The 23,720-nt window shown below is 73.6% G+C and carries 17 protein-coding genes and 1 pseudogene; 5 read left to right on the top strand and 13 right to left on the bottom strand.

Annotated elements, in window-relative coordinates; translation table 11 throughout:
• Window positions 1–27: 27 nt before the first annotated feature.
• The 3 genes and pseudogenes from ilvN to AB0881_RS20340 all read right to left on the bottom strand — a co-directional run bounded on the left by ilvN (window position 28) and on the right by AB0881_RS20340 (window position 5,538).
• Window positions 28–552, bottom strand: coding sequence for an acetolactate synthase small subunit (gene ilvN / locus AB0881_RS20330; RefSeq protein ID WP_366618699.1), 525 nt, complete (start codon window positions 550–552; stop codon window positions 28–30).
• 5 nt (window positions 553–557) lie between these two features.
• Window positions 558–2,330: pseudogene (locus tag AB0881_RS20335) on the bottom strand (acetolactate synthase large subunit); the annotation flags it as partial.
• Window positions 2,331–2,556: 226 nt separating this feature from the next.
• Entirely contained in the window at window positions 2,557–5,538 is a 2,982-nt protein-coding gene (locus AB0881_RS20340; protein ID WP_366618701.1) for an EAL domain-containing protein, read from the bottom strand.
• Window positions 5,539–5,944: 406 nt separating this feature from the next.
• Here AB0881_RS20340 and AB0881_RS20345 point away from each other — a divergent pair, with 406 nt between their 5' ends.
• Window positions 5,945–7,072 (top strand): PQQ-dependent sugar dehydrogenase, encoded by a 1,128-nt coding sequence (locus AB0881_RS20345; protein ID WP_366618703.1) that lies wholly within the window; start codon window positions 5,945–5,947, stop codon window positions 7,070–7,072.
• Between the two features lie 18 nt (window positions 7,073–7,090).
• Here AB0881_RS20345 and gatB read toward each other — a convergent pair whose 3' ends face one another.
• The 3 genes from gatB to gatC are packed head-to-tail and all read right to left on the bottom strand — an operon-like array spanning window position 7,091 to window position 10,439.
• Entirely contained in the window at window positions 7,091–8,605 is a 1,515-nt protein-coding gene (gene gatB / locus AB0881_RS20350) for an Asp-tRNA(Asn)/Glu-tRNA(Gln) amidotransferase subunit GatB (RefSeq protein ID WP_366618705.1), read from the bottom strand.
• Complete coding sequence (gene gatA / locus AB0881_RS20355; protein ID WP_366618707.1) at window positions 8,602–10,140, bottom strand: Asp-tRNA(Asn)/Glu-tRNA(Gln) amidotransferase subunit GatA; 1,539 nt, start codon at window positions 10,138–10,140, stop codon at window positions 8,602–8,604. The genes gatB and gatA overlap by 4 nt, the downstream gene beginning before the upstream one ends.
• Window positions 10,140–10,439, bottom strand: a complete 300-nt coding sequence (gene gatC, locus AB0881_RS20360) for an Asp-tRNA(Asn)/Glu-tRNA(Gln) amidotransferase subunit GatC (RefSeq protein WP_366618709.1) — start codon at window positions 10,437–10,439, stop codon at window positions 10,140–10,142. The genes gatA and gatC overlap by 1 nt, the downstream gene beginning before the upstream one ends.
• Window positions 10,440–10,595: 156 nt before the next feature.
• On the opposite strand from gatC, the gene AB0881_RS20365 reads away from it, so the two are divergent.
• Window positions 10,596–10,838 (top strand): DUF6458 family protein, encoded by a 243-nt coding sequence (locus tag AB0881_RS20365; RefSeq protein WP_366618711.1) that lies wholly within the window; start codon window positions 10,596–10,598, stop codon window positions 10,836–10,838.
• 50 nt (window positions 10,839–10,888) lie between these two features.
• On the opposite strand, the gene AB0881_RS20370 is transcribed toward AB0881_RS20365, so the two are convergent.
• The 5 genes from AB0881_RS20370 to mnmA all read right to left on the bottom strand — a co-directional run bounded on the left by AB0881_RS20370 (window position 10,889) and on the right by mnmA (window position 18,502).
• Window positions 10,889–13,024, bottom strand: coding sequence for a bifunctional diguanylate cyclase/phosphodiesterase (locus AB0881_RS20370; RefSeq protein ID WP_366618713.1), 2,136 nt, complete (start codon window positions 13,022–13,024; stop codon window positions 10,889–10,891).
• A 260-nt stretch (window positions 13,025–13,284) separates the two neighbouring features.
• On the bottom strand, window positions 13,285–15,453 hold the full coding sequence (gene ligA, locus AB0881_RS20375; RefSeq protein ID WP_366618715.1) for an NAD-dependent DNA ligase LigA: 2,169 nt from the start codon (window positions 15,451–15,453) through the stop codon (window positions 13,285–13,287).
• Between the two features lie 62 nt (window positions 15,454–15,515).
• Window positions 15,516–16,520 (bottom strand): methionine synthase, encoded by a 1,005-nt coding sequence (locus AB0881_RS20380; protein ID WP_366618717.1) that lies wholly within the window; start codon window positions 16,518–16,520, stop codon window positions 15,516–15,518.
• A gap of 16 nt (window positions 16,521–16,536) precedes the next feature.
• A complete protein-coding gene (locus tag AB0881_RS20385) occupies window positions 16,537–17,355 on the bottom strand; it encodes an LLM class F420-dependent oxidoreductase (RefSeq protein WP_366618719.1) in 819 nt (272 codons plus the stop codon).
• A 70-nt stretch (window positions 17,356–17,425) separates the two neighbouring features.
• Window positions 17,426–18,502, bottom strand: coding sequence for a tRNA 2-thiouridine(34) synthase MnmA (gene mnmA / locus AB0881_RS20390; RefSeq protein WP_366618721.1), 1,077 nt, complete (start codon window positions 18,500–18,502; stop codon window positions 17,426–17,428).
• Between the two features lie 78 nt (window positions 18,503–18,580).
• On the opposite strand from mnmA, the gene AB0881_RS20395 reads away from it, so the two are divergent.
• Complete coding sequence (locus AB0881_RS20395; RefSeq protein WP_366618723.1) at window positions 18,581–19,654, top strand: DUF695 domain-containing protein; 1,074 nt, start codon at window positions 18,581–18,583, stop codon at window positions 19,652–19,654.
• A gap of 4 nt (window positions 19,655–19,658) precedes the next feature.
• Here AB0881_RS20395 and AB0881_RS20400 read toward each other — a convergent pair whose 3' ends face one another.
• The gene (locus AB0881_RS20400) at window positions 19,659–20,486 is read right to left on the bottom strand and encodes a DUF1206 domain-containing protein (protein WP_366618724.1); all 828 of its coding nucleotides are present in this window, start codon (window positions 20,484–20,486) and stop codon (window positions 19,659–19,661) included.
• Window positions 20,487–20,540: 54 nt separating this feature from the next.
• Window positions 20,541–21,695, bottom strand: coding sequence for a cysteine desulfurase family protein (locus AB0881_RS20405; protein ID WP_366618841.1), 1,155 nt, complete (start codon window positions 21,693–21,695; stop codon window positions 20,541–20,543).
• 160 nt (window positions 21,696–21,855) lie between these two features.
• On the opposite strand from AB0881_RS20405, the gene AB0881_RS20410 reads away from it, so the two are divergent.
• A complete protein-coding gene (locus AB0881_RS20410) occupies window positions 21,856–22,383 on the top strand; it encodes a TetR family transcriptional regulator (RefSeq protein ID WP_366618726.1) in 528 nt (175 codons plus the stop codon).
• Between the two features lie 104 nt (window positions 22,384–22,487).
• Window positions 22,488–23,720: an MFS transporter gene (locus AB0881_RS20415; RefSeq protein WP_366618728.1), complete on the top strand. Its 1,233-nt coding sequence runs from the start codon at window positions 22,488–22,490 to the stop codon at window positions 23,718–23,720.

Consider the following 23,720-nt stretch of genomic DNA (forward strand, 5'->3'; position numbering starts at 1 on the left):
CTTTCCTGGTTATCGGTGTGGGTACGGCTACGCGCTGCGCTCGATGGCGCGGAGCGAGCGGTCGGTGATGGAGCGGGCGCCGCGGCCGATGGCGACCATGCCGGACTGGACGAGTTCCTTGATCCCGAACGGCTCCAGCATCCGGATCAGGGCGTCGAGCTTGTCGCGGTTGCCGGTGGCCTCGACGGTGACGGCGTCGGGGGCGACGTCGACGACCTTGGCGCGGAAGAGCTGGACGGTCTCCAGCACCTGGGAGCGGGTCTCGGCGTCGGCCCGCACCTTGATCAGGACGAGCTCGCGCTGGACGGAGACGCCGGTGTCCAGTTCGACGATCTTGAGCACGTTCACCAGCTTGTTGAGCTGCTTGGTGACCTGCTCCAGGGGCAGTTCCGCGACGTTCACGACGATCGTCATGCGGGAGATCTCGGGGTGCTCGGTGACGCCGACGGCGAGCGACTCGATGTTGAACCCGCGGCGCGAGAACAGCGCCGCGACCCGCGCGAGTATGCCGGGCTTGTTCTCCACCAGCACCGAGAGGGTGTGCAGGCTCATCGCGGTCAGTCTCCGTTCTCCCAGTCGGGGGCCATGTCCCGGGCGATCTTGATGTCGTCGTTGCTGGTGCCGGCGGCGACCATCGGCCACACCATCGCGTCCTGGTGGACGACGAAGTCGATGACCACGGGCGCGTCGTCGATCTCCATCGCCTTGGCGATGACCGTGTCGACGTCCTCGGCCTTCTCGCACCGGAGCCCGACGCAACCGTACGCCTCGGCCAGCTTGACGAAGTCGGGGACCCGCCGCGGCGGCCCGCCCTTGACCCGCAGGTCGGTGTTGGAGTAGCGCTCGTTGTAGAAGAGCGTCTGCCACTGCCGGACCATGCCCAGGTTGCCGTTGTTGATCACCGCGATCTTGACCGGGATGCCCTCGATCGCGCAGGTGGCCAGCTCCTGGTTGGTCATCTGGAAGCAGCCGTCGCCGTCGATCGCCCAGACCTGGGTGCCGGGCGCGCCGGCCTTGGCGCCCATCGCGGCCGGGACGGCGTAGCCCATCGTGCCGGCGCCGCCGGAGTTGAGGAACGCGCCGGGCCGCTCGTACTTGATGAACTGCGCGGCCCACATCTGGTGCTGGCCGACGCCCGCGACGTAGTACGCGTCGGGGCCGGCGAGCTCGCCGATCCGCTCGATGACGTACTGCGGCGACAGCGAGCCGTCCGAGGGCTGGTCGTACCCCAGGGGGTACGTCTCGCGCCAGGCGTTCAGCTGCCGCCACCAGTCCTCGTAGGAGCCCTTGCGGCCGGCCTCGTGCTCGGCCTGGACGGCGACGATCAGGTCGGCGATCACCTCGCGGGCGTCGCCGACGATCGGGACGTCGGCGTGCCGGTTCTTGGAGATCTCGGCCGGGTCGATGTCGGCGTGCACGACCTTGGCGTACGGGGCGAAGCCGTCCAGCTTGCCGGTGACCCGGTCGTCGAACCGGGCGCCCAGCGCGACCAGCAGGTCGGCCTTCTGCAGGGCGCCGACCGCGCCGACGCTGCCGTGCATGCCCGGCATGCCCATGTGCTGCGGGTGGCTGTCGGGCAGCGCGCCCTTGGCCATCAGCGTGGTGATGACGGGGGCGCCGGTCAGCTCGGTCAGCACCTTCAGCTCGGCGGCCGCGCCGGCCTTGATGACGCCGCCGCCGACGTACAGGACGGGCCGCTCGGCCTCCACGATCAGCCGTGCCGCCTCGCGGACCTGCTTGGAGTGCGGCCGGGTGACCGGTCGGTAGCCGGGCAGCTGGAGCTGGACGGGCCACTCGAAGTCGAACGTGGCCTGGAGGGCGTCCTTGGCGATGTCCACCAGGACCGGGCCGGGCCGGCCGGTGGAGGCGATGTGGAACGCCTCGGCGATGGTGCGGCCGATGTCCTCCGGCTTCGTCACCAGGAAGTTGTGCTTGGTGATCGGCATGGTGATGCCCGCGATGTCCGCCTCCTGGAAGGCGTCCGTGCCGATCGACTTGCTGGCCACCTGGCCGGTGATCGCCACGATCGGGACCGAGTCCATGTAGGCGTCGGAGATCGGGGTCACCAGGTTGGTCGCGCCGGGCCCGCTGGTGGCCATGCAGACGCCGACCTTGCCGGTGACCATCGCGTAGCCCTGGGCGGCGTGGCCGGCGCCCTGCTCGTGCCGGACCAGGATGTGGCGCAGCTTCTTGGAGTCGAAGAGCGGATCGTATGCCGGGAGGATCGCGCCCCCCGGAATGCCGAACACGGTGTCGACGCCGACGTTCTCCAGGGCGCGGACCAGCGCCTGGGCTCCCGTCATCTGTTCGGTCGTCATGTTCTGGTTCCTTGGGAGAAGTCTGTGCTCGCTCCGAACGCGGGGTCCGCGGCCCGCGGCGTTCTTAGGTCACACGGCCAACAAAAAACCCCCGCCGCCGGATGGCGGTCGAGGGGCGCGCGCAGGACTGGGTGCTTGATCAGCCTGCGCGCCGACCAAGTACTACGAGGATGATGGAACTGCTCTGCACGGAATCACTTTCGCCGACTTCCCGCCCCCGGTCAAATCCGTGGACAGTTTATCCCACCATGTGAGACGGCAGTGGCGGGTCCTCCAGCGGCAGCGCGATCTCCCCCGGCAGCGCCCGGGCCGCCAGGTTGGTGCGCACCAGCGCCTCCACCCGGCCCGCGCCCATCGGCCGCGCCACCAGGTAGCCCTGGCCGCGCGGGCACTCCATCTCGCGCAGCAGCTCCAGCTGCTCGGGCCGCTCGATGCCCTCGGCGACCACGGTGAGCCCGAGGTCGCGGCCCAGCCGGACGATCGTCCGGGTCAGCAGCGTCCGCGTCTCGTCCGACCCCAGCCCGGCCACGAACGACGGGTCGATCTTGATGATGTCCACCGGGAGCTGCCCCAGGTAGGCCAGCGACGCGTACCCGGTGCCGAAGTCGTCGATCGCCAGCCGGACGCCGAGATCGCGCAGCGCCGACAGGCGCTCCACCCCCTGCCCGGCGTCGTCCACGAGGACCTCCTCGCGGACCTCCAGGGTCAGCGCGTGCGGCGGCAGGCCGGTCTCCTCCAGCGCCGCCGCGACCGACTCCGCGAACCGCGGCGCCGCGATCTGCCGGGCGGTGAAGTTGACCGACAGGCCCACCTCCCAGGAGTCGCCGCGCCACCGGGCCACCTCGCGGCACGCCTCGCGCAGCACCCAGTCGCCCAGCGGCACCATCAGGCCGGACTCCTCGGCCGGGCCGATGAACTCCTCCGGCGGTACGGACTCGTTCCCGCGCCACCAGCGCAGCAGCGCCTCCACCCCGGTCACCCGCGAGGTCGCCAGGTCCACCACCGGCTGGAACTCGACCGCGAACTGCTCCTCGGCCATCGCCCGGCGCAGGTCCCCGCCCAGCTCCAGCCGCCGCACGACGTCGGCGTGCATGTGCGGCGCGAACACCTCGACCCGGCCGCCGCCCAGCTCCTTGGCCCGCGCCATCGCCAGGTCGCCGTTCCGGATCAGCTCGGCCGCGCTGCGCCGCAGCCGCCGGTCGGCGTCCGCGACCGGCCGGCCGCCGTCGCAGGACTCCTCGCCGTCGCCGTCGCCGGCGAACGCGATCCCGATGCTCGCGGTCAGCGCGATGCTCTGCCCGCCCGCCCGGTACGGCTCCAGCGTCAGCACCCGCAGCATCCGCTCGGCCAGCTCGACCGCCGCGCCCGTCTCCCCCGCGTCCTGGCCCGTCCCGCCCTCGACCCGCCCGGGCGCCAGCTGCACCAGGACGGCGAACTCGTCGCCGCCCCAGCGCGCCACCGTGTCATCGGCCTGGACGGTCCCGCGCAGCCGCCGCGCGGCCTGCGCCAGCACCTGGTCGCCGGCCGCGTGGCCGGCCGAGTCGTTCACCGCGGTGAAGCCGTCCAGGTCGACGAACAGCACCGCGACCTTCCCGCCGTACCGCCGCCGGGGCAGCAGCTCGCGGGTGCGCTCCTCGAAGTACGCGCGGTTCGGCAGGCCCGTCAGACCGTCGTGGAACGTCAGATGGGTCACCTGGCGCTGCAGCGCGGCCTGCTCGCTCAGGTCGCGGGTCGTGACCAGGAGGCGGCCGGGGGCGTCCCCGGCGCCGCTGTAGCGGGAGATCACCGACTCGGTCGGCAGCCAGGTCCCGTCCGCGGCCCGGACCCTGCAGGCCAGCCGCAGCGTGCCGTCCGCGGACTCGGGTACGTCGCCGTCGCCGTCGCCGCCCTCGGCCTCCTCCGGAGGCGGCTCGTCGTCCCCGGCCAGGAAACGGAGGAAGGCGGCCCGGACGCGCGGCAGGTCCTCCGGATGCACGAACTCGTGCATCGAGCGGCCCAGGAGCTCCTCCGGCTCGTACAGGTACATCTTGAGGGCGCCCGCGCTGGCGTACTGGACGACCGCCTTCGGGTCGCAGATCACCACCGCGTCGTTGATGCTCTCCGTCAGCGCCCGGAAATGGTCCTCGCCGGCGCCGGCCGCGCGCCGCAGCCGCTCGTTCTCGCGCAGCAGCGCGGCCAGCCGTGCCAGCACCACCAGCGTGGCCGTCCCGGCCACCAGCGCGACCACCGGCTCCACCCCGCCGGTCGCGGTCAGCGCCCGCCCCGCGACGAAGATCGCCGCGGCGGCGGCCACCGCGGCGGGCACGATGCCCGGGCCGATCATCCGGCCGCGGTCGTCGTCCCGCCCCGCAACGCCCGCGCCACCGGCCGCGGCGCCGTCCTCGGGGGTGTCCTCGGGGGTGTCCTCGGGCAGGGCCGCGCGCGGCAGCGTCGAGGTCAGCGGGATCAGGACCAGCAGCAGGAGCCCGCCGAGCCGCAGGATGTCGGCCGGGTCCTCGGCCGGCGCGCCGCCGCGCATCCGGGCGACCGTGGTCACCAGGTCGGCGCCGGCGAAGGCCAGCAGCGCCCCGTACGCCGTCCAGGCCGGGCGTCGGTAGCCCGCCGACGCGCCCAGCACGAACGGCAGCGCCGCGCAGACCAGCACGATGTCGATCAGCGGGTACAGCAGCTCCAGCATGAACTCCGGCGGGCTCTGGCCGGACCGGTGGTAGAGCGTGCCGAGCTGCACGACCCAGGCCAGCACGAACAGCGCGCTGGCGCAGACGTAGGTGTCGGCCGCGTACCGGACCCAGACGCCGCCGTCGCGGGCCGGCCGGATGGGCGCGATCAGCCCCGCCACCAGGGCGACCACGGCGACCAGGTAGAAGAGGTCGGGTACCGACAGCGTCAGCGCGCTGCGGTTGGACAGCGACGACAGGGCGCTCCCGGCCGCCGCCACGAACCAGGCCGAGGCCGCGATGCCGAACCACCGCCAGGACGCCCGCCACGCAGGCGCAGCCCCGCCGCCGGCGGATCCGTCGGGAGGCCGCCGCGAGGCGGGCAGCAGCACGGCCGCGGCGACGGCGGCGGCCGCCGCCTCGGCCCACGAGATGAGGGCGGTGCCGCCCCAGCCCAGCAGCGAGCCGATGGCGTAGAGGACGCCGGCGGCCGCGACCATGCCGACCGGTATCGCCCGCGGCGGTATCCGCCGCGGCGACCACCTGGTCCTGTCGCCGCCCATCGCGCCGTACCCCTTCCTGCCCGGCCCGGGCGCCCCCCGGCGCGGAGGCCGCGCCGCGTGGCTGCCCGGGAGATGCCACTTGATGATCTATGAGCCGTGCCGGTCCCTCGACAACGTCGGCGCAGGGGGGAACGTGCCCCGCGCGGGGTCGGCGCCGGGCTCGCCGGCGAGCAGCGCATCGGCCGCGCCGACGGTAGGTCAGCGACGTTGCTGAAGTGCGGGGTCACCGTGATGCCCACAGTACGTTCCGTAGGTCACGGAGCGATTGAGGCTGGGCGTCCTCCCGGCGACAAAGGGCGGCGCCGGAGGGCTCGCCGTACACGATCGTCCCGACTTGCCGGGGTCTCCGGAACGGCCGGGGGGCCGCGCACGTAGTACAACTACCGAGTGACGGAGGGGCGTTCCGATGAGACAGCACTCGATCGTCAGGTACCGGCTCGCGGCAGGGGCGGCGGCCGCCGCGCTGCTCGCGGGCGGCTGCTCGTCCGGCGGGGACGGCGGAGGCGGGGGCGGCGGCGGGGCGAGCACGCCTCCGCCGGCGCCGGCCACGGCACCGGCGGGGCAGGCGCGGCCCGGTGAGCCGCGCGCGCTCGCGACGGGGCTGGCCGTCCCGTGGGCCATCGCTTTCCTACCGGACGGCAATGCGCTTGTCACCGAACGCGACAGCCGGCGGCTGCTCCAGGTGACGCCGCGGGGGGAGGTCAGCGAGATCGGGCGGGTCCCCGGGGTCGAGCCCGGCGGCGAGGGCGGCCTGATGGGCGTCGCTGTCTCGCCGTCGTACGAGCGGGACCGGCTCGTCTACCTCTACTTTACCGCCGCGGACGACAACCGCGTCGTCCGCTTCCGCAACGACGGCGGCGGCGTGGGCTCGCTCCAGCCGCTCGTGACCGGCATCCCGAAGGCCGGCAACCACGACGGCGGGCGGATCGCGTTCGGCCCGGACGGCCTGCTGTACGTCGCCACCGGCGAGGCGGGCCGGGTGGAGCTGGCGCAGGACCGCGGCTCGCTCGGCGGCAAGATCCTGCGCGTCACGCCCGAGGGGAAGGCCGCGCCCGGCAACCCGTGGGGCGACCGCGTCTGGACGTACGGCCACCGCAACGTCCAGGGCCTGGCCTGGGACGAGGCGAAGCGGCTCTACGCCACCGAGTTCGGCCAGAACACCTACGACGAGATCAACCGCATCGAGAAGGGCGCGAACTACGGCTGGCCGGAGGTCGAGGGCGTCGGCGGCAGGGATCGGTACACCGACCCGCTCCTGACCTGGGCGACGTCCGAGGCGTCCCCGTCCGGCCTCGGGTACGCGGGCGGCTCCCTCTGGGCGGCGGGCCTGCGCGGCGAGCGCCTGTGGCAGGTCCCGCTCGCGGACGGCAGGGCGGGACGGCCGGTGGCGCACTACGAGGGCGAGTACGGCCGCCTGCGCGCCGTCGTCCCCGCGCCCGACGGCCGCTCCCTGTGGGTCACCACGAGCAACAAGGACGGCCGCGGCGACGAGCGGGAGGGGGACGACAGGATCCTCGTCATCCCCCTCCGGTGACCGGCGTCGAGGAGAGCCTCAGGAGGCCCCGAGGCGCTCCAGGATGAGCTGGCGGGCGCGGCCGGCGTCGGCCTTGCCGCCGGTGGCCTTCATGATCGGGCCGATCAGGGCGCCGACCGCGTTGACCTTGCCGCCGCGGACCTTGTCGGCCACGTCCGGGTTGTCGGCGATCACCTGGTCGATGATCGCGACCAGCTCGCCCTCATCGCTGACGATCTTCAGGCCGCGGGCGGCGACCACCTCGTCCGGGGTGCCCTCGCCGGCCAGCACGCCGGCGAAGACCTGGCGGGCCAGCTTGTCGTTCAGCTCGCCTGCGGTGATCATCTCCTGGACCCGGGCGACCTGCGCCGGGGTGATCGGCAGCTCGGCCAGCTCGGCGCCCTGCTCGGTGGCGCGGCGGGACAGCTCGTTCATCCACCACTTGCGGGCGGCGCCCGCGTCGGCGCCCGCGGCGATCGTCTCCTCGATCAGGTCGAGCGCGCCGGCGTTGACGACGTCCCGCAGCTCCATGTCCGACAGCCTCCACTCCCGCTGGACGCGGGCGCGGCGGGCGGCGGGCAGCTCGGGCAGGGTGGCGCGCAGCTCCTCGACCCACTCGCGCGGCGGCGCCATCGGCACCAGGTCCGGCTCGGGGAAGTAGCGGTAGTCCTGCGCCTCCTCCTTGCTCCGCCCGCTGGTGGTGGCGCCGGTGTCCTCGTGGAAGTGCCGGGTCTCCTGGACGATCCGGCCGCCCGCGTCCAGCACGCCCGCCTGCCGCTCGATCTCCGAGCGGACGGAGCGCTCGACCGAGCGCAGCGAGTTGACGTTCTTGGTCTCGGTGCGGGTGCCCCACTCGGACGCGCCGCGCGGCATGAGGGAGACGTTGACGTCGCAGCGCATCGAGCCCTGCTCCATCCGGACGTCGGACACGCCCAGCGAGCGGACCAGCTCGCGCAGCTCGGTGGCGTACGCGCGGGCCACCAGCGGCGCCTTCTCCCCGGTCGCCGTGATCGGCTTGGTGACGATCTCGACCAGCGGGATCCCGGCCCGGTTGTAGTCCACCAGGGAGTGGTCGGCGCCGTGGATGCGCCCGGTGGCGCCGCCGACGTGCAGCGACTTGCCGGTGTCCTCCTCCATGTGGACGCGCTCGATCTCGATCCGGTACGTCTCGCCCTCGACCTGGACGTCCAGGTGGCCGTCCACGCACAGCGGCTCGTCGTACTGCGAGATCTGGAAGTTCTTCGGCATGTCCGGGTAGAAGTAGTTCTTCCGGGCGAACCTGCACCACTCGACGATGTCGCAGTTCAGCGCCAGGCCGATCTTGATGATGCCCTCGATCGCGGCCCGGTTGGTGACCGGCAGCGCGCCGGGCAGCCCCAGGCAGACGGGGCAGACCTGGGTGTTCGGCTCGGCGCCGAACCCGGTCGGGCAGCCGCAGAACATCTTGGACGCGGTGCCCAGCTCGATGTGGGTCTCGATGCCCAGCACCGGCTCGTACTTCTCCAGCGCCTCGTCGTACGGCATCAGCGTGTCCGTGCTCGCTGACTCGGTCACTTGGCCGCCTCCACCAGCTCGGGGGCCTTGGCCAGCAGCGGGCCGCCCCAACGGTCCTCCAGCGCCTTCTCGACGGCGGCGCCCACCCGGTAGACCCGGTCGTCGCCGAGGACCGGGGCCATGATCTGCAGCCCGACCGGCAGCCCGTCCTCGTCGGCCAGCCCGCACGGCACCGAGATCGAGGCGTTGCCCGCCAGGTTGCTCGGGATCGTGTACAGGTCGGCGAGGTACATCGCCATCGGGTCGTCGGCGCGCTCGCCGATCGGGAACGCGGTGGTCGGCGTGGTCGGCGAGACCAGCACGTCCACCCGGTCGTACGCGGCGGCGAAGTCGCGCGACACCAGCGTCCGGATCTGCTGCGCCTTGCCGTAGTAGGCGTCGTAGTAGCCCGAGGAGAGGGCGTACGTGCCGAGCATGATGCGCCGCTTGACCTCGGCCCCGAAGCCCTCGGCGCGGGTCAGCGCCATGACCTCCTCGGCGCTGCGGGTGCCGTCGTCGCCGACGCGCAGGCCGTACCGCATCGCGTCGAAGCGGGCCAGGTTGGACGAGCACTCGGAGGGCGCGATCAGGTAGTACGCGGGCAGCGCGTACGTGAAGTTGGGGCAGGAGACCTCGACGACCTTGGCGCCCAGCGACTCCAGCAGCTCGACGGCCTCGTTGAAGCGGTCGAGCACGCCCTGCTGCGCGCCCTCGCCGGCGGCGAACTCCTTGACGACGCCGACCGTCATCCCGGCGACGTCGGCGCGGCGGGCGGCCTCCACGACCGCGGGCACCGGCTCGTCGATCGAGGTGGCGTCCATCCGGTCGTGCCCGGAGAACGCCTCGTGCAGCAGCGCGGCGTCCAGCACGTTCCGCGCGAACGGGCCGGGCGTGTCCAGCGAGGACGCGAACGCGATCACGCCGTACCGGGACGAGCCGCCGTAGGTGGGCTTGGTGCCGACGATGCCGGTCACGGCGGCGGGCTGCCGGATCGAGCCGCCGGTGTCGGTGCCGGTGGCCAGCGGCGCCTCGTACGCGGCGACCGCGGCGGACGAGCCGCCCGAGGAGCCGCCGGGGATCCGGTCGAGGTCCCACGGGTTGCGGGTCACGCCGTAGGCGCTGTTCTCGGTGGACGAGCCCATCGCGAACTCGTCCATGTTGGTCTTGCCGAGGATGACCAGGCCGGCCTCGCGCAGCCGCGCGGTCACGGTCGAGTCGTACGGCGGCCGCCAGCCCTCCAGGATCTTGGATCCGGCGGTGGTGGGCATGTCGGTGGTGGTGAAGACGTCCTTGTGCGCGATCGGCACCCCGGCCAGCGGCCCGGGGTTCTCGCCGGCGGCGATCCGCTCGTCCACCCGGCGCGCCTGCGCCAGCACGGCGTCCTCGTCGACGTGCAGGAACGCGTTCACCCGGCCGTCGACGGCCGCCACCCGGTCCAGGTGCGCCCGCGCCACCTCGGCCGCGGAGGTCTGCCCGGAGGCGACCAGCTCCGCCAGCTCGGCCGCGGTACGCCCCGCCAGATCACCACTGCTCGCCATGCCGTGTCCTCCGCCCATCACGCCTCCTCGTCCAGGATCCGGGGTACGCGGAAGCGCTGCTCCTCGGCGGCCGGGGCGCCCGAGAGGGCCTGCTCCGGCGTGAGCGAGGGGCGTACCTCGTCGGCGCGGTAGACGTTGGTCAGCGGGAGCGCGTGCGAGGACGGCGGGATGTCCTCCGCCGCGGCCTCCTGCACCCGCGCGACCGCGGAGATGATCTGGTCGAGCTGGGCGGCGAGATGGTCGAGCTCATCGTCGGCGAGCGCCAGCCGGGACAGCCGGGCGAGGTGGGCCACCTCGTCGCGGGTGATGGCGGACATGTGACAACCGTTTCTGCGGGTCGATGGGATTCGCCGTCCATCCTATGGGCCGCGTTCCTCCCGGCCGACCGCTTTACGGCTCGGGACGTTTCGGATGCTCCGGGAGGGAACGCACATCTGGTACGTCCCCTCGGACGATGGAGAGGAGAGAGCGCCGTGACCATCGGAGGCAGCCTCGCCCTGATCATCATTGGTGCGATCCTGGCCTACGCGGTCGATCTGGACCTCAGCGGCGTCGACATCCGGGTCGTCGGCATCATCCTCATGATCGGCGGCCTCGCCGGGCTGGTCATCGGGATCGTCCGGATCGCGACCGCGCGCCGCCGGGTCCCGCCGCCCCCGCCGGCCGTGCGCGAGGAGCGCTACTACGAGGACCCGCCGCCCCGCCGTACGTACTGAGTCCCGGGCAGGTCGCGGGCAGATCGCGGGCAGATCGCGGGCGGGCGCGCTCAGGCGGCGGGCTCGGGGGCGCGCTCCACATGGCTGCGCAGCCAGTCGGTGGCCGCCGCGGCGTCCATCGGGCGGCCGAAGTGCCAGCCTTGCGCGGCGTCGCAGCCCATCTCGCGCAGCAGCACCGCGGTCCGGGCGTCCTCGACGCCCTCGGCCACCGAGCGCAGCCCCAGCGTGCGGGCGAGATCCACGATCGAACGCACGATCACGGCGTCGTCGGAGGACTCCGCGATCCGCCGGATGAACGATGAGTCGATCTTGATCTCCTCGACCGGCATCCGCTTGAGCCGCACCAGCGAGGAGTAGCCGGTGCCGAAGTCGTCCAGGCTGAGCGGGACGCCGAGGGCCGCCAGCGCGCTCACCGTGTCGGAGGCGTAGGCGGGCTCGTTCATCAGGATCCGCTCGGTGATCTCCAGCTGGAGGGCGGCGGCGGGCAGGCCGCGCTTGAGCAGGCCCTCCTCGATCGCCTCGGTGAGGCCGGTGTCGAGCAGGTCGCGGCCGGAGGCGTTCACCGCGACCTGGACGGTGAGGTCCTCCCGCCACCATGCGGCGGCCTGCGCGAGCGCGGCCTCCACCACGTGCTGGGTGATCGAGCGCATCAGGTACGTCTGCTCGGCGATCGGCAGGAAGTGCTCGGGCACGAGCAGCCCCTTGTCGGGGTGCCGCCAGCGGACCAGCGCCTCCATGCCGACCAGCTGGCCGTCCCGCAGCGCCGTCTTGGGCTGGTAGAACAGCTCCAGCTCGCCGCGGTCCACGGCGCGGCGCAGGTCGCCGAGCATGGTGAGGCGGGCCGGGGAGTTGCGGTCCTTGGACGGCGAGTAGACCTCCACCCCGCTGCGGCTGCCCTTCGCCTCGTACATCGCCACGTCGGCGCGCTGCAGCAGCAGCTCGAAGTCGGGCGCGTGGTCGGGGAACAGCGCGATGCCGACGCTGCCCTCCAGGTCGAACGACATCCCGTCCAGCCGGACCGGCTCGCTGAGCGCGGCGCGCAGCCGGGCGGCGACCTCGCGGGCGGCGGCGGCGTCCCGGATCGTCGGCAGCAGCACCGCGAACTCGTCGCCGCCGAGCCGGGCCACCAGGTCGCCGGGGCGCACGCTGTGGGTCAGCCGGTGCGCGACCAGCTGGAGCAGCCGGTCGCCGGTCAGGTGGCCGAGGGTGTCGTTGACCTCCTTGAAGCGGTCGAGGTCGAGCAGGAACAGCCCGGCGCGCCGCACCGGCTCGCCGGTGCCCTTGCGGCCGGGCGGGCGCGGCTTGGAGAGCCAGGGCAGCAGCCGCATGCGGGCGGCCCCGGCGGCGCGCTCCCCCGCGCCGCGCGCCTCGGCCAGCGCCTCCTCGGTCCGTACGATCAGCAGCTTGCGGTTGGGCAGCCCGGTGAGCGCGTCGTGCAGCGCCTGGTGCTCGCGGCGCACCGAGACCGACGCGTTGAGGTAGACCGCGATGAACGGCAGCACGATCAGCGGGACGAACGCGGCCGACCGGTGCATCGCCACGACCATCAGCGGGGCGAGGCCGAGCAGCGCCAGGTGGACGAGGACCTGGTAGCCGAGGTCCCAGCGGATCGCCTTGAGGACCGAGACCCGCTCGTGCAGCGCGACGGCGGTGCCGACGAGCAGGTCGTTGCAGACGAAGTAGACGGTGCCGGCCAGCGCGATGGCGGGCAGGTCGGCCCCGGTGGGCACCCACAGCGCGATCGGGTCGGCGTGCACGCCGAACAGCTGGAGGACGAGCTGGGCGGCGCCCAGGGAGAGGGTGTACTGGGCGACGTTGAACGCGATCCGGTGCGGGCTGCGGCCGCGCAGGATGCCGCAGGTGGCGGCGGCGACGGCCTGGAGGACGGCGGCGATGGGCAGCCCGGCGTACAGCAGGGCGGCGAACGCGAACGTGGTGGAGGTGGTGGCGCCGTTGTTCTCGGTGGAGCCGGGGGTGATGATCGGCCGCAGCTCGCCGAAGACGATGAAGCAGGCCAGGATCCAGAAGACCGGGTTGCCGACGAGCGCGTCCACCTCGTCCCCGGACAGCCCGGCGAGCGCCGCGACGCACGCGGCGACGCCCAGCAGGACGACGACCACGAGGTAGATCCACAGCGGGGAACCCCGGCGCGGCATCGTGTTCCGCGTGTTGTTCGGGTCCTTCATCACATCCTCGGGGGGAGTACGAGGGCCGTCCCCCGGCCCCGGAGCGCGGGCGCTTCGAGGTGGAGGTCCGCTTCCCGGTGTGACGACCGGAGGTTCTGGTGAGTCGTGATGACAGGGAGAGTACGACCTGTACTCAACTTCGCGAAACCGGTTGGGTACGTTCCGTTATTTCCATTCTGCCCCAAGACTCTACCCCTGGGTAGCGGAACTGTACCACTGGGTAACCCAAACCTGGTTAACGGCGCAACGACCACACGGCGTCACTCCTCCACGCTGAGGGTCACGTTCGTGGCCGCATCCGGCCCTTCCTCCAGCAGGACGCGGAACCCGGCCTCGTCCAGGACCGGCACCCCGAGCTTGACCGCCTTGTCGTACTTGGACCCCGGGCTCTCCCCCACCACGACGAAGCCCGTCTTCTTCGACACCGACCCGGTGACCTTGCCTCCCCGGTCCTGCACCGCCTCGGTCGCCGAGTCCCGGCTGAACTCCTCCATCGTCCCGGTGATCACCACGGTGACCCCCTTGAGCGGCTGCGGCGCGGCGGACCCCTCGTCCTCCATCCGGACGCCGGCCTCGGCCCACTTGCGGACGATCTCCCGGTGCCAGTCGACCTCGAACCAGTTCCTGATCGAGCGCGCGATCGTCGGGCCGATGCCGTCGACGGCGGCCAGCTCCTCCTCCGTCGCGTTCCGGATCGCGTCCATCGACCGCATCTCGCGGGCGAGGTCCTGCGCGGCGACCGGCCCCACGTGCCGGATCGACAGCGCGGTCAGCACCCGCCACAGCGGCTGGGACTTGGCCTTCTCCAGCTCACCGAAGAGGACCTCGACGGTCTTCTTCGGCTCGCCCTCCTTGTTCGCGAAGAAGGTCACGACCTTCTCCTCGCCCGTCTTCGGGTCGATCCGCGGCAGGCCGGTGCGCTGCTCCCGCACCACCGTCTTGATCGGCAGCAGCCGGTCCACGGTCAGGTGGAACAGGTCGCCCTCGTTGCGCACCGGCGGGTCGGACGGCTCCAGCGGCTGGGTGAGCGCGGTCGCGGCGACGTACCCGAGCGCCTCGATGTCGAGCACCTTGCGGTCCGCGACGAAGAACAGCCGCTCGCGCAGCTGCGCCGGGCAGAACTGCGCGTTCGGGCAGCGGATGTCGGCGTCGCCCTCCTTCTCGTACGCCAGCTCCGTCCCGCACTCCGGGCACTCGGCGGGCATCTCGAAGCGGCGCTCGGACCCGTCCCGCAGCCCGGTCACCGGCGCCACGATCTCGGGGATCACGTCGCCCGCCTTGCGCAGCACGACCGTGTCGCCGATCAGCACGCCCTTGCGCTCGACCTCGCTCGCGTTGTGCAGCGTCGCGTACGTCACCGTGGACCCGGCGACCGTGACCGGCTCCATCACCCCGTACGGCGTGACGCGCCCGGTGCGCCCGATGCCGACCTTGATGTCGAGCAGCCTGGTGTTGACCTCCTCCGGCGGGAACTTCCAGGCGATCGCCCACCGCGGCGCCCGCGAGGTCGAGCCGAGCCGGCGCTGCAGCGGGAACTGGTCGACCTTGACGACCACGCCGTCGATCTCGTACGCGGTGGCGTGCCGGTTCTCGCCGGTCCGCTCGATGTACGCGCGGACGCCCGCCATGTCCTCGACGATCTCGTACCGGTCGCTGACCGGCAGCCCCCACTCGCGCATCAGCTCGTACGCCCCGGCCTGGCTGTCGGGCTGCTTGCCGCCGCGCCAGGCACCGAAACCGTGCAGCAGCATGTCCAGCGGCCGCTGCGCGGTGACCCGCGGGTCCTTCTGCCGCAGCGACCCGGCGGCCGCGTTGCGCGGGTTGGCGAACGGCTCCCGGCCCGCCTCCGCCTGCACGGCGTTGACCTGCTCGAACCCCTCGACGGTCAGGAAGATCTCGCCGCGCACCTCCAGCAGCTCCGGCCAGCCCTCGCCGGCCAGCCGCTCCGGCACGGACGCGATCGTGCGGACGTTGTACGTGACGTCCTCGCCGGTACGGCCGTCGCCGCGGGTGACGGCGCGGACGAACCGCCCGTCCTCGTACACCAGCGCGATCGCCAGCCCGTCGATCTTCGGCTCGCACAGATAGGCGGCGATCTTGCCGGCCTCGCGGACGACCCGGTCGTCCCAGGAGGCCAGCTCCTCGTCGTTCATCGCGTTGTCGAGGCTCTGCATGCGCTCCAGATGCTCGACGTTCGCGAAGTCCGTGGAGATCGGCGCGCCGACCTTCTGGGTCGGCGAGTCCGGGGTGACCAGCTCCGGATGCTCCTCCTCCAGCGCCTTCAGCTCGCGCATCCGCCGGTCGTAGTCCGCGTCGCTCAGCGTCGGCGCGTCCAGCACGTAGTACCGGTAGTTGGCGTCGTCGATCTCCCGGCTCAGCAGGTGGTGCCGCCGAGCCGCCTCGCTGGGGACTCCCTCGCTCACGGTCATGGCCCCATTCTGGCCTGCGCCCCGGCCCCCGCGTTCCGCGCTATCCGGCGGCTATTCGGCGGCTATTCGGCGGCTTCGTACAGCATCCTGGCGGTATCGCGGCAGCGCTTCATCGCCGCCCGCGCGTACCGCGGCGACGCCCCCGCCAGCCCGCACGCGGGCGTGATCACCGCCTGCTCGGCGAGCCGCGCCGGCGGGAACCCGAGCCGCCGCCACAGCTCCCGCACGGGCGCGGCGGTCGCCTCCAGCGAGGGCAGTGTCGCGTCGGTGGCGGGCACGGCGCCGATCAGCAGCCCGATCCCGGCGTCGATCGTCTCCCCCACCGCGTCGTCGTCCCGCCTCGGCACCGTGCCGAGGTCGAACGAGATCGCCTTCGCGCCGGCGCCGCGCAGCAGCCCGTACGGGACGCGGGCGGCGCAGCAGTGCACGACCGGGTACGCGTCCCCGGCCGCCTCGACCACCTGCCGCAGGCCGTGCTCGGCCAGCGGCGCCTCGACCGGGGCCAGCCGCGAGAAGCCGCTGGCGGTCGGGACGCGCCCGGCCAGCACGGCGGGCAGCCCCGGCTCGTCGATCTGCAGCACGATCCGCGCGTCCGGCAGCCGCCGCCGCACGTCGGCGACGTGCCGGGACACGCCCTCGGCCAGCGAGGCGGTCAGGTCGCGGACCGCGCCCGGGTCCTTGAGCGCGCGGTCGCCGTGCCGCAGCTCGATCGTCGAGGCCAGCGTCCACGGCCCGCACACCTGGATCTTGAACCGGCCGTCGTGCCCGTGCGCCAGCTCCTCCAGCAGGTCCAGGTCGCGCGCCAGATGATCGAGGCTGCGGCGGGTGTCGCGGCCGGGCCGGTCGGAGAACCGCCAGCCCGACGGCTCCAGGTGCACCGGCAGCTCGACCAGCAGCCCGGCGGTGCGGCCGGTCATGTCGGCGCCGGGGCCGCGGGCGGGCAGCTCGGGCAGGTGCGGCAGTTCCGGCAGCTCGCCGAGCACGGTCCGCAGCGCCTCGGCGGGGTCGGTGCCGGGGTACGACCCGGCCCCGGTCGCGGTCCCGGCCCCCCACGGGAAATCAGTCACACCGGAACCCTATCGATCACAGCAGGGCGGCCAGCCGGTCGAGCTCGGCCAGCGTCCCGTCCTCCGGGAGGGTCTTGAGGTTGAACAGGACCTGGTCGACGCCCGCCTCGTCCAGCTCGGCCACGGCCTCGGCCTTCGCCGGCACGCCGAACATCGTCACCGGCAGCCGTCGTCCCGCCCGCTCCCGCAGCTCGCGGATCCGCGCGCCCAGCTCATCCGTGTCGCGGCCGTAGATCGGCATCCAGCCGTCGCCGACCTCCAGCACCCGGTCGAACGTCGTCGGCCCGGACCCGCCGATCATGATCGGCGGGTGCGGCTCGCGGACCGGCTTCGGGTACAGGAACACCGGGTCGAAGTCCACGAACTCGCCGTGGAACTCCGCCTCCTCCTCGGTCCACAGCGCCCGCACCGCGCGCACCCGCTCGTTCAGCAGCCGCATCCGCGTCCGCGGGTCGGTGCCGTGGTTGCGCATCTCCTCGCGGTTCCAGCCCGCGCCGACGCCCAGCACCGCGCGGCCGTTCGAGACGCGGTCGAGCGAGGCGACCTCCTTGGCCAGGATGATCGGGTCGCGCTGGACGACCAGCGCGATCCCGGTGCCGACCTCCAGCCGCTCGGTCACCGCCGCCGCGGCGGTCAGCGTCACGAACGGGTCGAGCGTCCGGTAGTACCAGCGCGGCAGATCGGCGCCGCCCGGCCACGGGGACTCCCGCTTCACCGGGATGTGGGTGTGCTCGGCCACGTACAGCGAGCCGAACCCCCGCTCCTCCAGCGCGCGGCCCAACTCCGCGGGCCCGATCCCGTCATCGGTCACGAACGTCGAAACACCGAACTTCAACTGATCCTCCTCGGCCTGGGCGTACGGAAGATAACGGCAACCGGACGGGCCCCGCTATTCCCGGCCGGGCTCAGGCCGGCACCCGGGAGGTGTCGCTGATCGTCGCGGAGCCGAGGACGCGGTCGCCCTCGTACAGCACCGCGGCCTGGCCGGGCGCCACGCCCCGGGCCGGGCGGGCGAGGGTGATCCGGACGCGGTCGCCGTCCGGCTCGGCCGTGCAGTCGTGCACCTCGCCGTGGGCGCGGAGCTGGACCTGGCAGCCGAACGCGCCCGCCGGAGCCTCCGACAGCCACACCGGGCGCTCGGCCACGATCTCGCGCACGTCCAGGGCCTCGCGCGGGCCGACCGTCACGGTGTTGGTCACCGGCGAGATGTCCAGGACGTACCGCGGCCGGCCGTCGGCGGCCGGACGGCCGATCCGCAGGCCCTTGCGCTGGCCGACGGTGTAGGCGTACGCGCCCTCGTGCTCGCCGACCTCGGTGCCGTCCTCGTCCACGATCGGCCCCGGCGCGGCGCCCAGCCGGCCGGCGAGGAAGCCGCGGGTGTCGCCGTCGGCGATGAAGCACACGTCGTGGCTGTCGGGCTTGTCGGCGACCTGGAGGCCGCGCCGCTCCGCCTCGGCCCGGATGTCGGCCTTGGTGGTGTCGCCCAGCGGGAACATCGCGTGCGCGAGCTGCTCGGGCGTGCAGACGGCCAGCACGTACGACTGGTCCTTGCCCTCGTCCACGCCGCGGCGCAGCACGCCGTCCGCGAGCCGCGCGTAGTGGCCGGTGCAGACCGCGTCGAAGCCCAGCGCCAGCGCCCGGTCCAGCAGCGCGGAGAACTTGATCTTCTCGTTGCAGCGCAGGCACGGGTTGGGGGTGCGGCCCGCCGCGTACTCCTCGACGAAGTCCTGCACCACGTCGCGGTCGAACCGCTCGGCCAGGTCCCACACGTAGAACGGGATCCCGATCACATCGGCGGCGCGGCGCGCGTCCCGGGAGTCCTCCAGGGTGCAGCAGCCGCGCGCCCCCGTCCGGTACGACTGCGGATTGCTGGACAGCGCCATGTGGACGCCGGTGACCTCATGGCCGGCCGCGGCGGCACGGGCGGCGGCGACGGCGGAGTCGACGCCGCCCGACATGGCGGCGAGTACGCGCAAAGTCATAACAGTCCCAGGGTAAGCGCTCCCCCGGCCCCGCCGTGCGGCCCGCGATCACCGATTCCGCGTACGATGAGGCCCGCTATGGGAATCTTCCGCCGTCCCCGCGAGACGTCCGCCGCCGTACCCGCGTCGATCAGCGAGTTCTGGGAGTGGTGGGCGCAGGCCCGCCAGGAGATCGAGGCATCGCTGAACGGCCCCGAGGGGGGCGAGCAGCAGCCCGGCGAGGGGCTGCCCGCCGCGCTCGTCGAGGAGCTGTCCAGCCGGGTGCACAAGATCCATCCGGAGCTCCAGTGGGAGATCGGCGGGGGTGAGGACGAGCCGCCGGTGCTGACCGTCACCGGGGCCGGCGACCCGGAGCTGCGCGGGCTGGCCGAACGCTGGGTCCGGGCCGCGCCGCGCGCCGCGGTCGCCGGGGACTGGCGCTTCCACCCGGCGCGGCAGGCCGATCCGGAGATGCTGGAGCACAAGCTCGTGCTCGGCGACCACGAGTTCGACCTCGACTACGTCAAGCTCGGGATGCGGGCGGACGCCAACCTCGCCCGGGTGCACATCGCCGCATACCACCCCGACTTCCTGTTCGTGTCGGACGAGCAGCGGCTCCAGGTCGCGGCGCACGTGCTCGACTGGTCGATGGGCGAGGACGACGTCGCGCGCTGGATCGGCGACGTCACGATCGCGACCGAGGCGCCGATGGACGCGCTGCCGCCGTCGATGCTGCCCGCCGTGGTCGAGCAGATCGCCGAGCCGTTCGCCGAGCCGACCTGGCTGACCGGCGAGAGCCGCACGCCGCGCGGCCATCCCGCCCGGCTGGGCGCGCGGTTCCCGCTGCACCGCCAGGACTACCCGCTGTGCGACCTGCACGTGGCGATCACGCTGCCGTACGCGCACAGCAACCCCGACCGGCTCCCGGTGGAGCCGTCGGCGGGCGCGCTGCGCAAGTTCGAGAAGAAGCTGGCCGGGCTGGGCGACCGGGCGGTGCTGGCCGTGCGGGAGACCGGGGACGGGCTGCGGGTGCTGCACCTGTACGCCGACCCCGACTCCGGGGTGGTCGCCGAGCTCGACCAGCTCGCGGCGGGCTGGAGCGAGGGCAAGGCCAAGGTGTCCTCGACCAGCGACCCGGGCTGGCGGGCCATGGCGCCGTTCAGGCCCAGCTGACGGCTCAGTTGCTGGCGTCGACCTTGCGCCAGCGGGCCTCGCAGAAGGCGTACATCCCGAAGACGGCGAGGCCGGCGGCGACGGCGACCAGCAGCCAGGGGCCGGCGGGCGTGGCGGTGAACTCGCGGAGCGTCCCGTCCAGCCCCTTGGCCTGGCCGGGGTCGTGCCGCAGCGCGGCGAACGCGAGGAAGACGCCGATGCCGGCCAGGAGCAGGCCGCGGGCGCTGTTGCCCACGACGCCGAGCGGGACGACGACCTTGCGGGCGGGGCCGTTCAGGCCGGGGTCCAGCTCGTCCAGGAAGTTCCGGCGGACGGCGTGCCAGCCGACGACGGCGCCGCAGACCACGAACCCGGCGCCGACCGCCAGGACCAGCCAGCGGCCGCCCGGGGCGTCCATCGCCCGCGCGGTGAACGCCCTGGACTGCTGGTCGGACGACCGGCCGCCGGCACCGATCGCGAAGCCGGCCGAGCCCGCCAGCCCGGCGAGGTAGATCAGGGCGCGGGCGAACGCGAGGGCGCGGTTGTGCGGCCTGTGCCCGTCCGGGACGGGCCGCCCGTACCGGGCCTCCGCGATCTGCCAGAGGACCAGCCCGGCGAACCCGGCGGCCACCAGCCACACCGCGACGATCCCGCCCGGGCCCCCGACCACGGTCTCCAGCGCGCCGCGCTGGTCGGCCTCGTGGCCGCCGCGGCCGAACGCGATCCGTACCGCGAGCCAGCCGATCAGCAGGTAGATGGCGCCGCGCGCGGCCAGTCCCGTCCGGGTGAGGCGGTGGAACCACGGGTGGCCCGCCGTCCGCCGCAGGCCGCTCCGGGCAACGTTCTCCGTCATCCCGCCATCGGTCCCCCCGGACCGCGGTCCGAAACGTCCGGTACGGGGGAACGGTCAGGAAAGGCCGGCGCGGCGGGCGCGCTCGACGACGGGGGCGATGGCGTCCGCGAGCGCCTTCACGTCCGCCTCGGTGGAGGTGTGCCCGAGCGTGAAGCGCAGCGAGCCGCGGGCGCGGGCCGGGTCGGCGCCCATCGCCAGCAGCACGTGGCTGGGCTGGGAGACCCCGGCCGAGCAGGCGGAGCCGGTGGAGCACTCGATCCCCCGGGCGTCCAGGAGCATGAGCAGCGCGTCGCCCTCGCAGCCGGGGAAGGAGAAGTGCGCGTTGCCCGGAAGGCGGTCCGTTTCGGGGCCGTTCAGGACGGCGTCGGGCACGGCGGAGCGGACGGCGCCGATCAGCTGGTCGCGGAGGGCGGCCAGCCGGGCGGCCTCGGCGTCGCGGCGGGCGAGGGCGGCCTGCGCGGCCGCGGCGAAGCCGGCGATGGCGGGGGTGTCGAGCGTTCCGGACCGGACGTCGCGCTCCTGGCCGCCGCCGTGCAGCACCGGGACCGGGTCGACGCCCTTGCCGAGGAGCAGCGCGCCGACGCCGAGCGGCCCGCCGAGCTTGTGGCCGCTGAGGGTGAGGGCGTGCGCGCCGGAGGCGTGGAAGCCGACCGGGAGCTGGCCGGCGGCCTGGACGGCGTCGGTGTGGAACGGGACGCCGTGCTCGCGGGCGACCGCGGCGAGTTCGGCGACGGGCTGGACGGTGCCGACCTCGTTGTTGGCCCACATCACGGTGACCAGCGCCACGTCCGGGCCCATCAGCGCGCGCAGCGACTCCGGGTCGGCGCGGCCGCGCGCGTCCACCGGGATCCAGTCGACGCGGGCGCCCTCGTGGTCGGCGAGCCACTGGACGGCGTCCAGGACGGCGTGGTGCTCCACGGCGCTCGCCAGCACCCGGGTGCGGGCGGGGTCGGCGGCGCGGCGGGCCCAGTAGATCCCCTTGACCGCGAGGTTGTCGGCCTCGGTGCCGCCGGAGGTGAAGACGACCTCGCTGGGCCGGGCGTCGAACAGCTCGGCGATGATCTCGCGGGACTCCTCCACCACCCGGCGGGAGCGGCGGCCCACGGCGTGCAGGGAGGACGGGTTGCCGAGCACTCCCAGCTCCGCCGTCATCGCCGCGACGGCCTCGGGCAGCATCGGGGTCGTCGCCGCATGGTCGAGGTAGGTCACCACGCGCATAACAGTATCCGCGCCCCGAACGTTCCCCGGCGGCGGCCATGGGTCGGCCAGAGGCGGGGCGGAGGCGGGCCGGTAGCGGGATGAGGGCGGAACAAAATGGGATTTTGAGTGGTTTGCTCCTGTACCGTCCGGTCGGTACAGTAAAGTGGTCATGAAGAAGCACGCTCTCCTCGACGCCGCCGAGGCCCTGCTGTCGGAGCAGGGCACCCAGGCGCTGACGCTCACCGCGGTCGCCGACCGCGCCGGCGTCAGCAAGGGCGGGCTGCTCTACCACTTCCCGACCAAGGAGGCCCTGGTCCAGGGCCTGGTCGCGCGGGTGATCGAGGAGTTCGACGCGCTGGTCGCGGCGCACGACGACGGCACGCCGGGGGCGTACACCCGGGCCTACGTCGAGGCGACGTTCGAGGTGCTCACCGGCGAGGCCCGCGCGTACCGCCGGTGGTCGGCGATCATGGCCGCCGCCACCGACCCCGAGCTGGCCGCCCCGCTGAACGAGGCGATGGCCCGCTGGCACGGCCGGCCGGCCGCCGCGGACCCCGACCCGGTCGCGGCGATGATCGTCCGGCTGGCGGCCGAGGGCCTCTGGGAAGTGGTGAGCCACACCCCGGAGCTGTACGACGCCGGGCAGCTGGACGCGCTGAAACAGCGCCTGCTGGCGCTGGCCGCCGAGCGACGATAACCCAACCCCCCTCCCCCCCCCCGCTTCATCCCCGAACCACTTACCCGTGCCCCGGCACGGGTCCTTCGCGATGTGCCCCCGATGCGCACAGAAAGAGGTGAACCATGCTGCTCCGTGCCCGCGTGGGAACGTTCCTGACCTTCGCGCTGGCCGGGCTGCTCACCGGCGTGTGGGTCGCCCGCATGCCGGCGCTGGCCGAGAAGTTCGGCACCAGCGAGGGCGAGGTCGGCATCGTCGTCCTCGTCTGGGGGCTCGGCGCGATCGTGACCATGCAGGGGCTGCGCGCGGTGATGGCGCGGTTCGGCAGCCGGCCCGTGCTGGCACTGGCGCTGCCGCTGACCGCCGTCGCGTACGCGCTGGTCGCGGTGGCCCCCACGTACGGGCTGCTGCTCGCCGCCGTGGCGCTGTTCGGCATGACGTTCGGGATCACCGACATCGCGATGAACGCCCAGGGCAGCGCGGTCGAGCAGGCGTACCGCCGGCCGATCATGAGCGGGATGCACGCCGGCTGGTGCGTGGGCGCCATGAGCGGCGGGCTGTTCGGCGTCGCCACGGCCGCCGCCGGGCTCGGCTTCACCGAGACCGTGCTGGTCGCCGCGGTCCTGACGCTGCCGGCCGGGCTCGCGCTCGGCCGCACGTACCTGGCCGACCCGCCCGCCCCGGCGGCGGCCGGCTCCGGGAAGCGCGCCCGGATGCCCGTCGCGGTCTACCTGATCGGGGCGCTGGCGTTCATCGCGTTCATGACCGAGGGCTCGATCGCCGACTGGAGCGGGCTGCTCCTGCACGAGGAGATGGGCGCCACGCAGGCGCTGGCAGCGCTCGGCTACCCGATGTTCGAGCTGGCCATGCTGATCGGGCGGCTGGCCGGCGACCGGGTACGGGCCCGCGTCGGCACCCGCCGGCTGCTCACCGGCGCCGGGATCGGCACCGCCCTGGCCATGACGCTCGTCGTCCTCGCCCCGACCGCGCCGGTCGCGGTCGCCGGGTTCTTCCTGACGGGCCTGGTCGTCTGCACGGTCGTCCCGACGACGATCTCGCTGGCCGGCACCGCCGCCCCGGACCGCCCGGCCGCCGCGGTGGCCCAGGTCGGCGCGATGGGGTACGGCGGGCTGCTGCTCGGCCCGGTCGTGGTCGGCTTCCTCGGCGACGCGACCTCGCTGCGCGTGGGCGTCGGCGTGACCGTCGCGCTGGCGCTGCTGATCGCGGTCGGGGCCCGGTACGTCCCGCTCGGCGGCGCGGTCGGCGAGCGGGCCGCCGCACGGCCGGCGAGCCCCGAGCCGGTGCCCGCGGCGACGGGCGGCGACCCGGAGTCCGAGCCGGCGACCGTGGCCGCCTGA

Source organism: Spirillospora sp. NPDC029432, assembly GCF_040703975.1.
GTDB lineage: Bacteria > Actinomycetota > Actinomycetes > Streptosporangiales > Streptosporangiaceae > Spirillospora.

Excerpts from the sequence above, each read along its gene's own strand:
- AB0881_RS20370 (WP_366618713.1), bottom strand. The coding sequence starts at position 13,024 with ATGAAGGACCCGAACAACACGCGGAACACGATGCCGCGCCGGGGTTCC.
- mnmA (WP_366618721.1), bottom strand. The coding sequence starts at position 18,502 with ATGACTTTGCGCGTACTCGCCGCCATGTCGGGCGGCGTCGACTCCGCC.
- AB0881_RS20395 (WP_366618723.1), top strand. The coding sequence starts at position 18,581 with ATGGGAATCTTCCGCCGTCCCCGCGAGACGTCCGCCGCCGTACCCGCG.
- gatA (WP_366618707.1), bottom strand. The coding sequence starts at position 10,140 with ATGGGCGGAGGACACGGCATGGCGAGCAGTGGTGATCTGGCGGGGCGT.
- AB0881_RS20345 (WP_366618703.1), top strand. The coding sequence starts at position 5,945 with ATGAGACAGCACTCGATCGTCAGGTACCGGCTCGCGGCAGGGGCGGCG.
- gatC (WP_366618709.1), bottom strand. The coding sequence starts at position 10,439 with ATGTCCGCCATCACCCGCGACGAGGTGGCCCACCTCGCCCGGCTGTCC.
- ilvN (WP_366618699.1), bottom strand. The coding sequence starts at position 552 with ATGAGCCTGCACACCCTCTCGGTGCTGGTGGAGAACAAGCCCGGCATA.
- AB0881_RS20400 (WP_366618724.1), bottom strand. The coding sequence starts at position 20,486 with ATGACGGAGAACGTTGCCCGGAGCGGCCTGCGGCGGACGGCGGGCCAC.
- AB0881_RS20415 (WP_366618728.1), top strand. The coding sequence starts at position 22,488 with ATGCTGCTCCGTGCCCGCGTGGGAACGTTCCTGACCTTCGCGCTGGCC.
- ligA (WP_366618715.1), bottom strand. The coding sequence starts at position 15,453 with ATGACCGTGAGCGAGGGAGTCCCCAGCGAGGCGGCTCGGCGGCACCAC.
- AB0881_RS20340 (WP_366618701.1), bottom strand. The coding sequence starts at position 5,538 with ATGGGCGGCGACAGGACCAGGTGGTCGCCGCGGCGGATACCGCCGCGG.
- AB0881_RS20410 (WP_366618726.1), top strand. The coding sequence starts at position 21,856 with ATGAAGAAGCACGCTCTCCTCGACGCCGCCGAGGCCCTGCTGTCGGAG.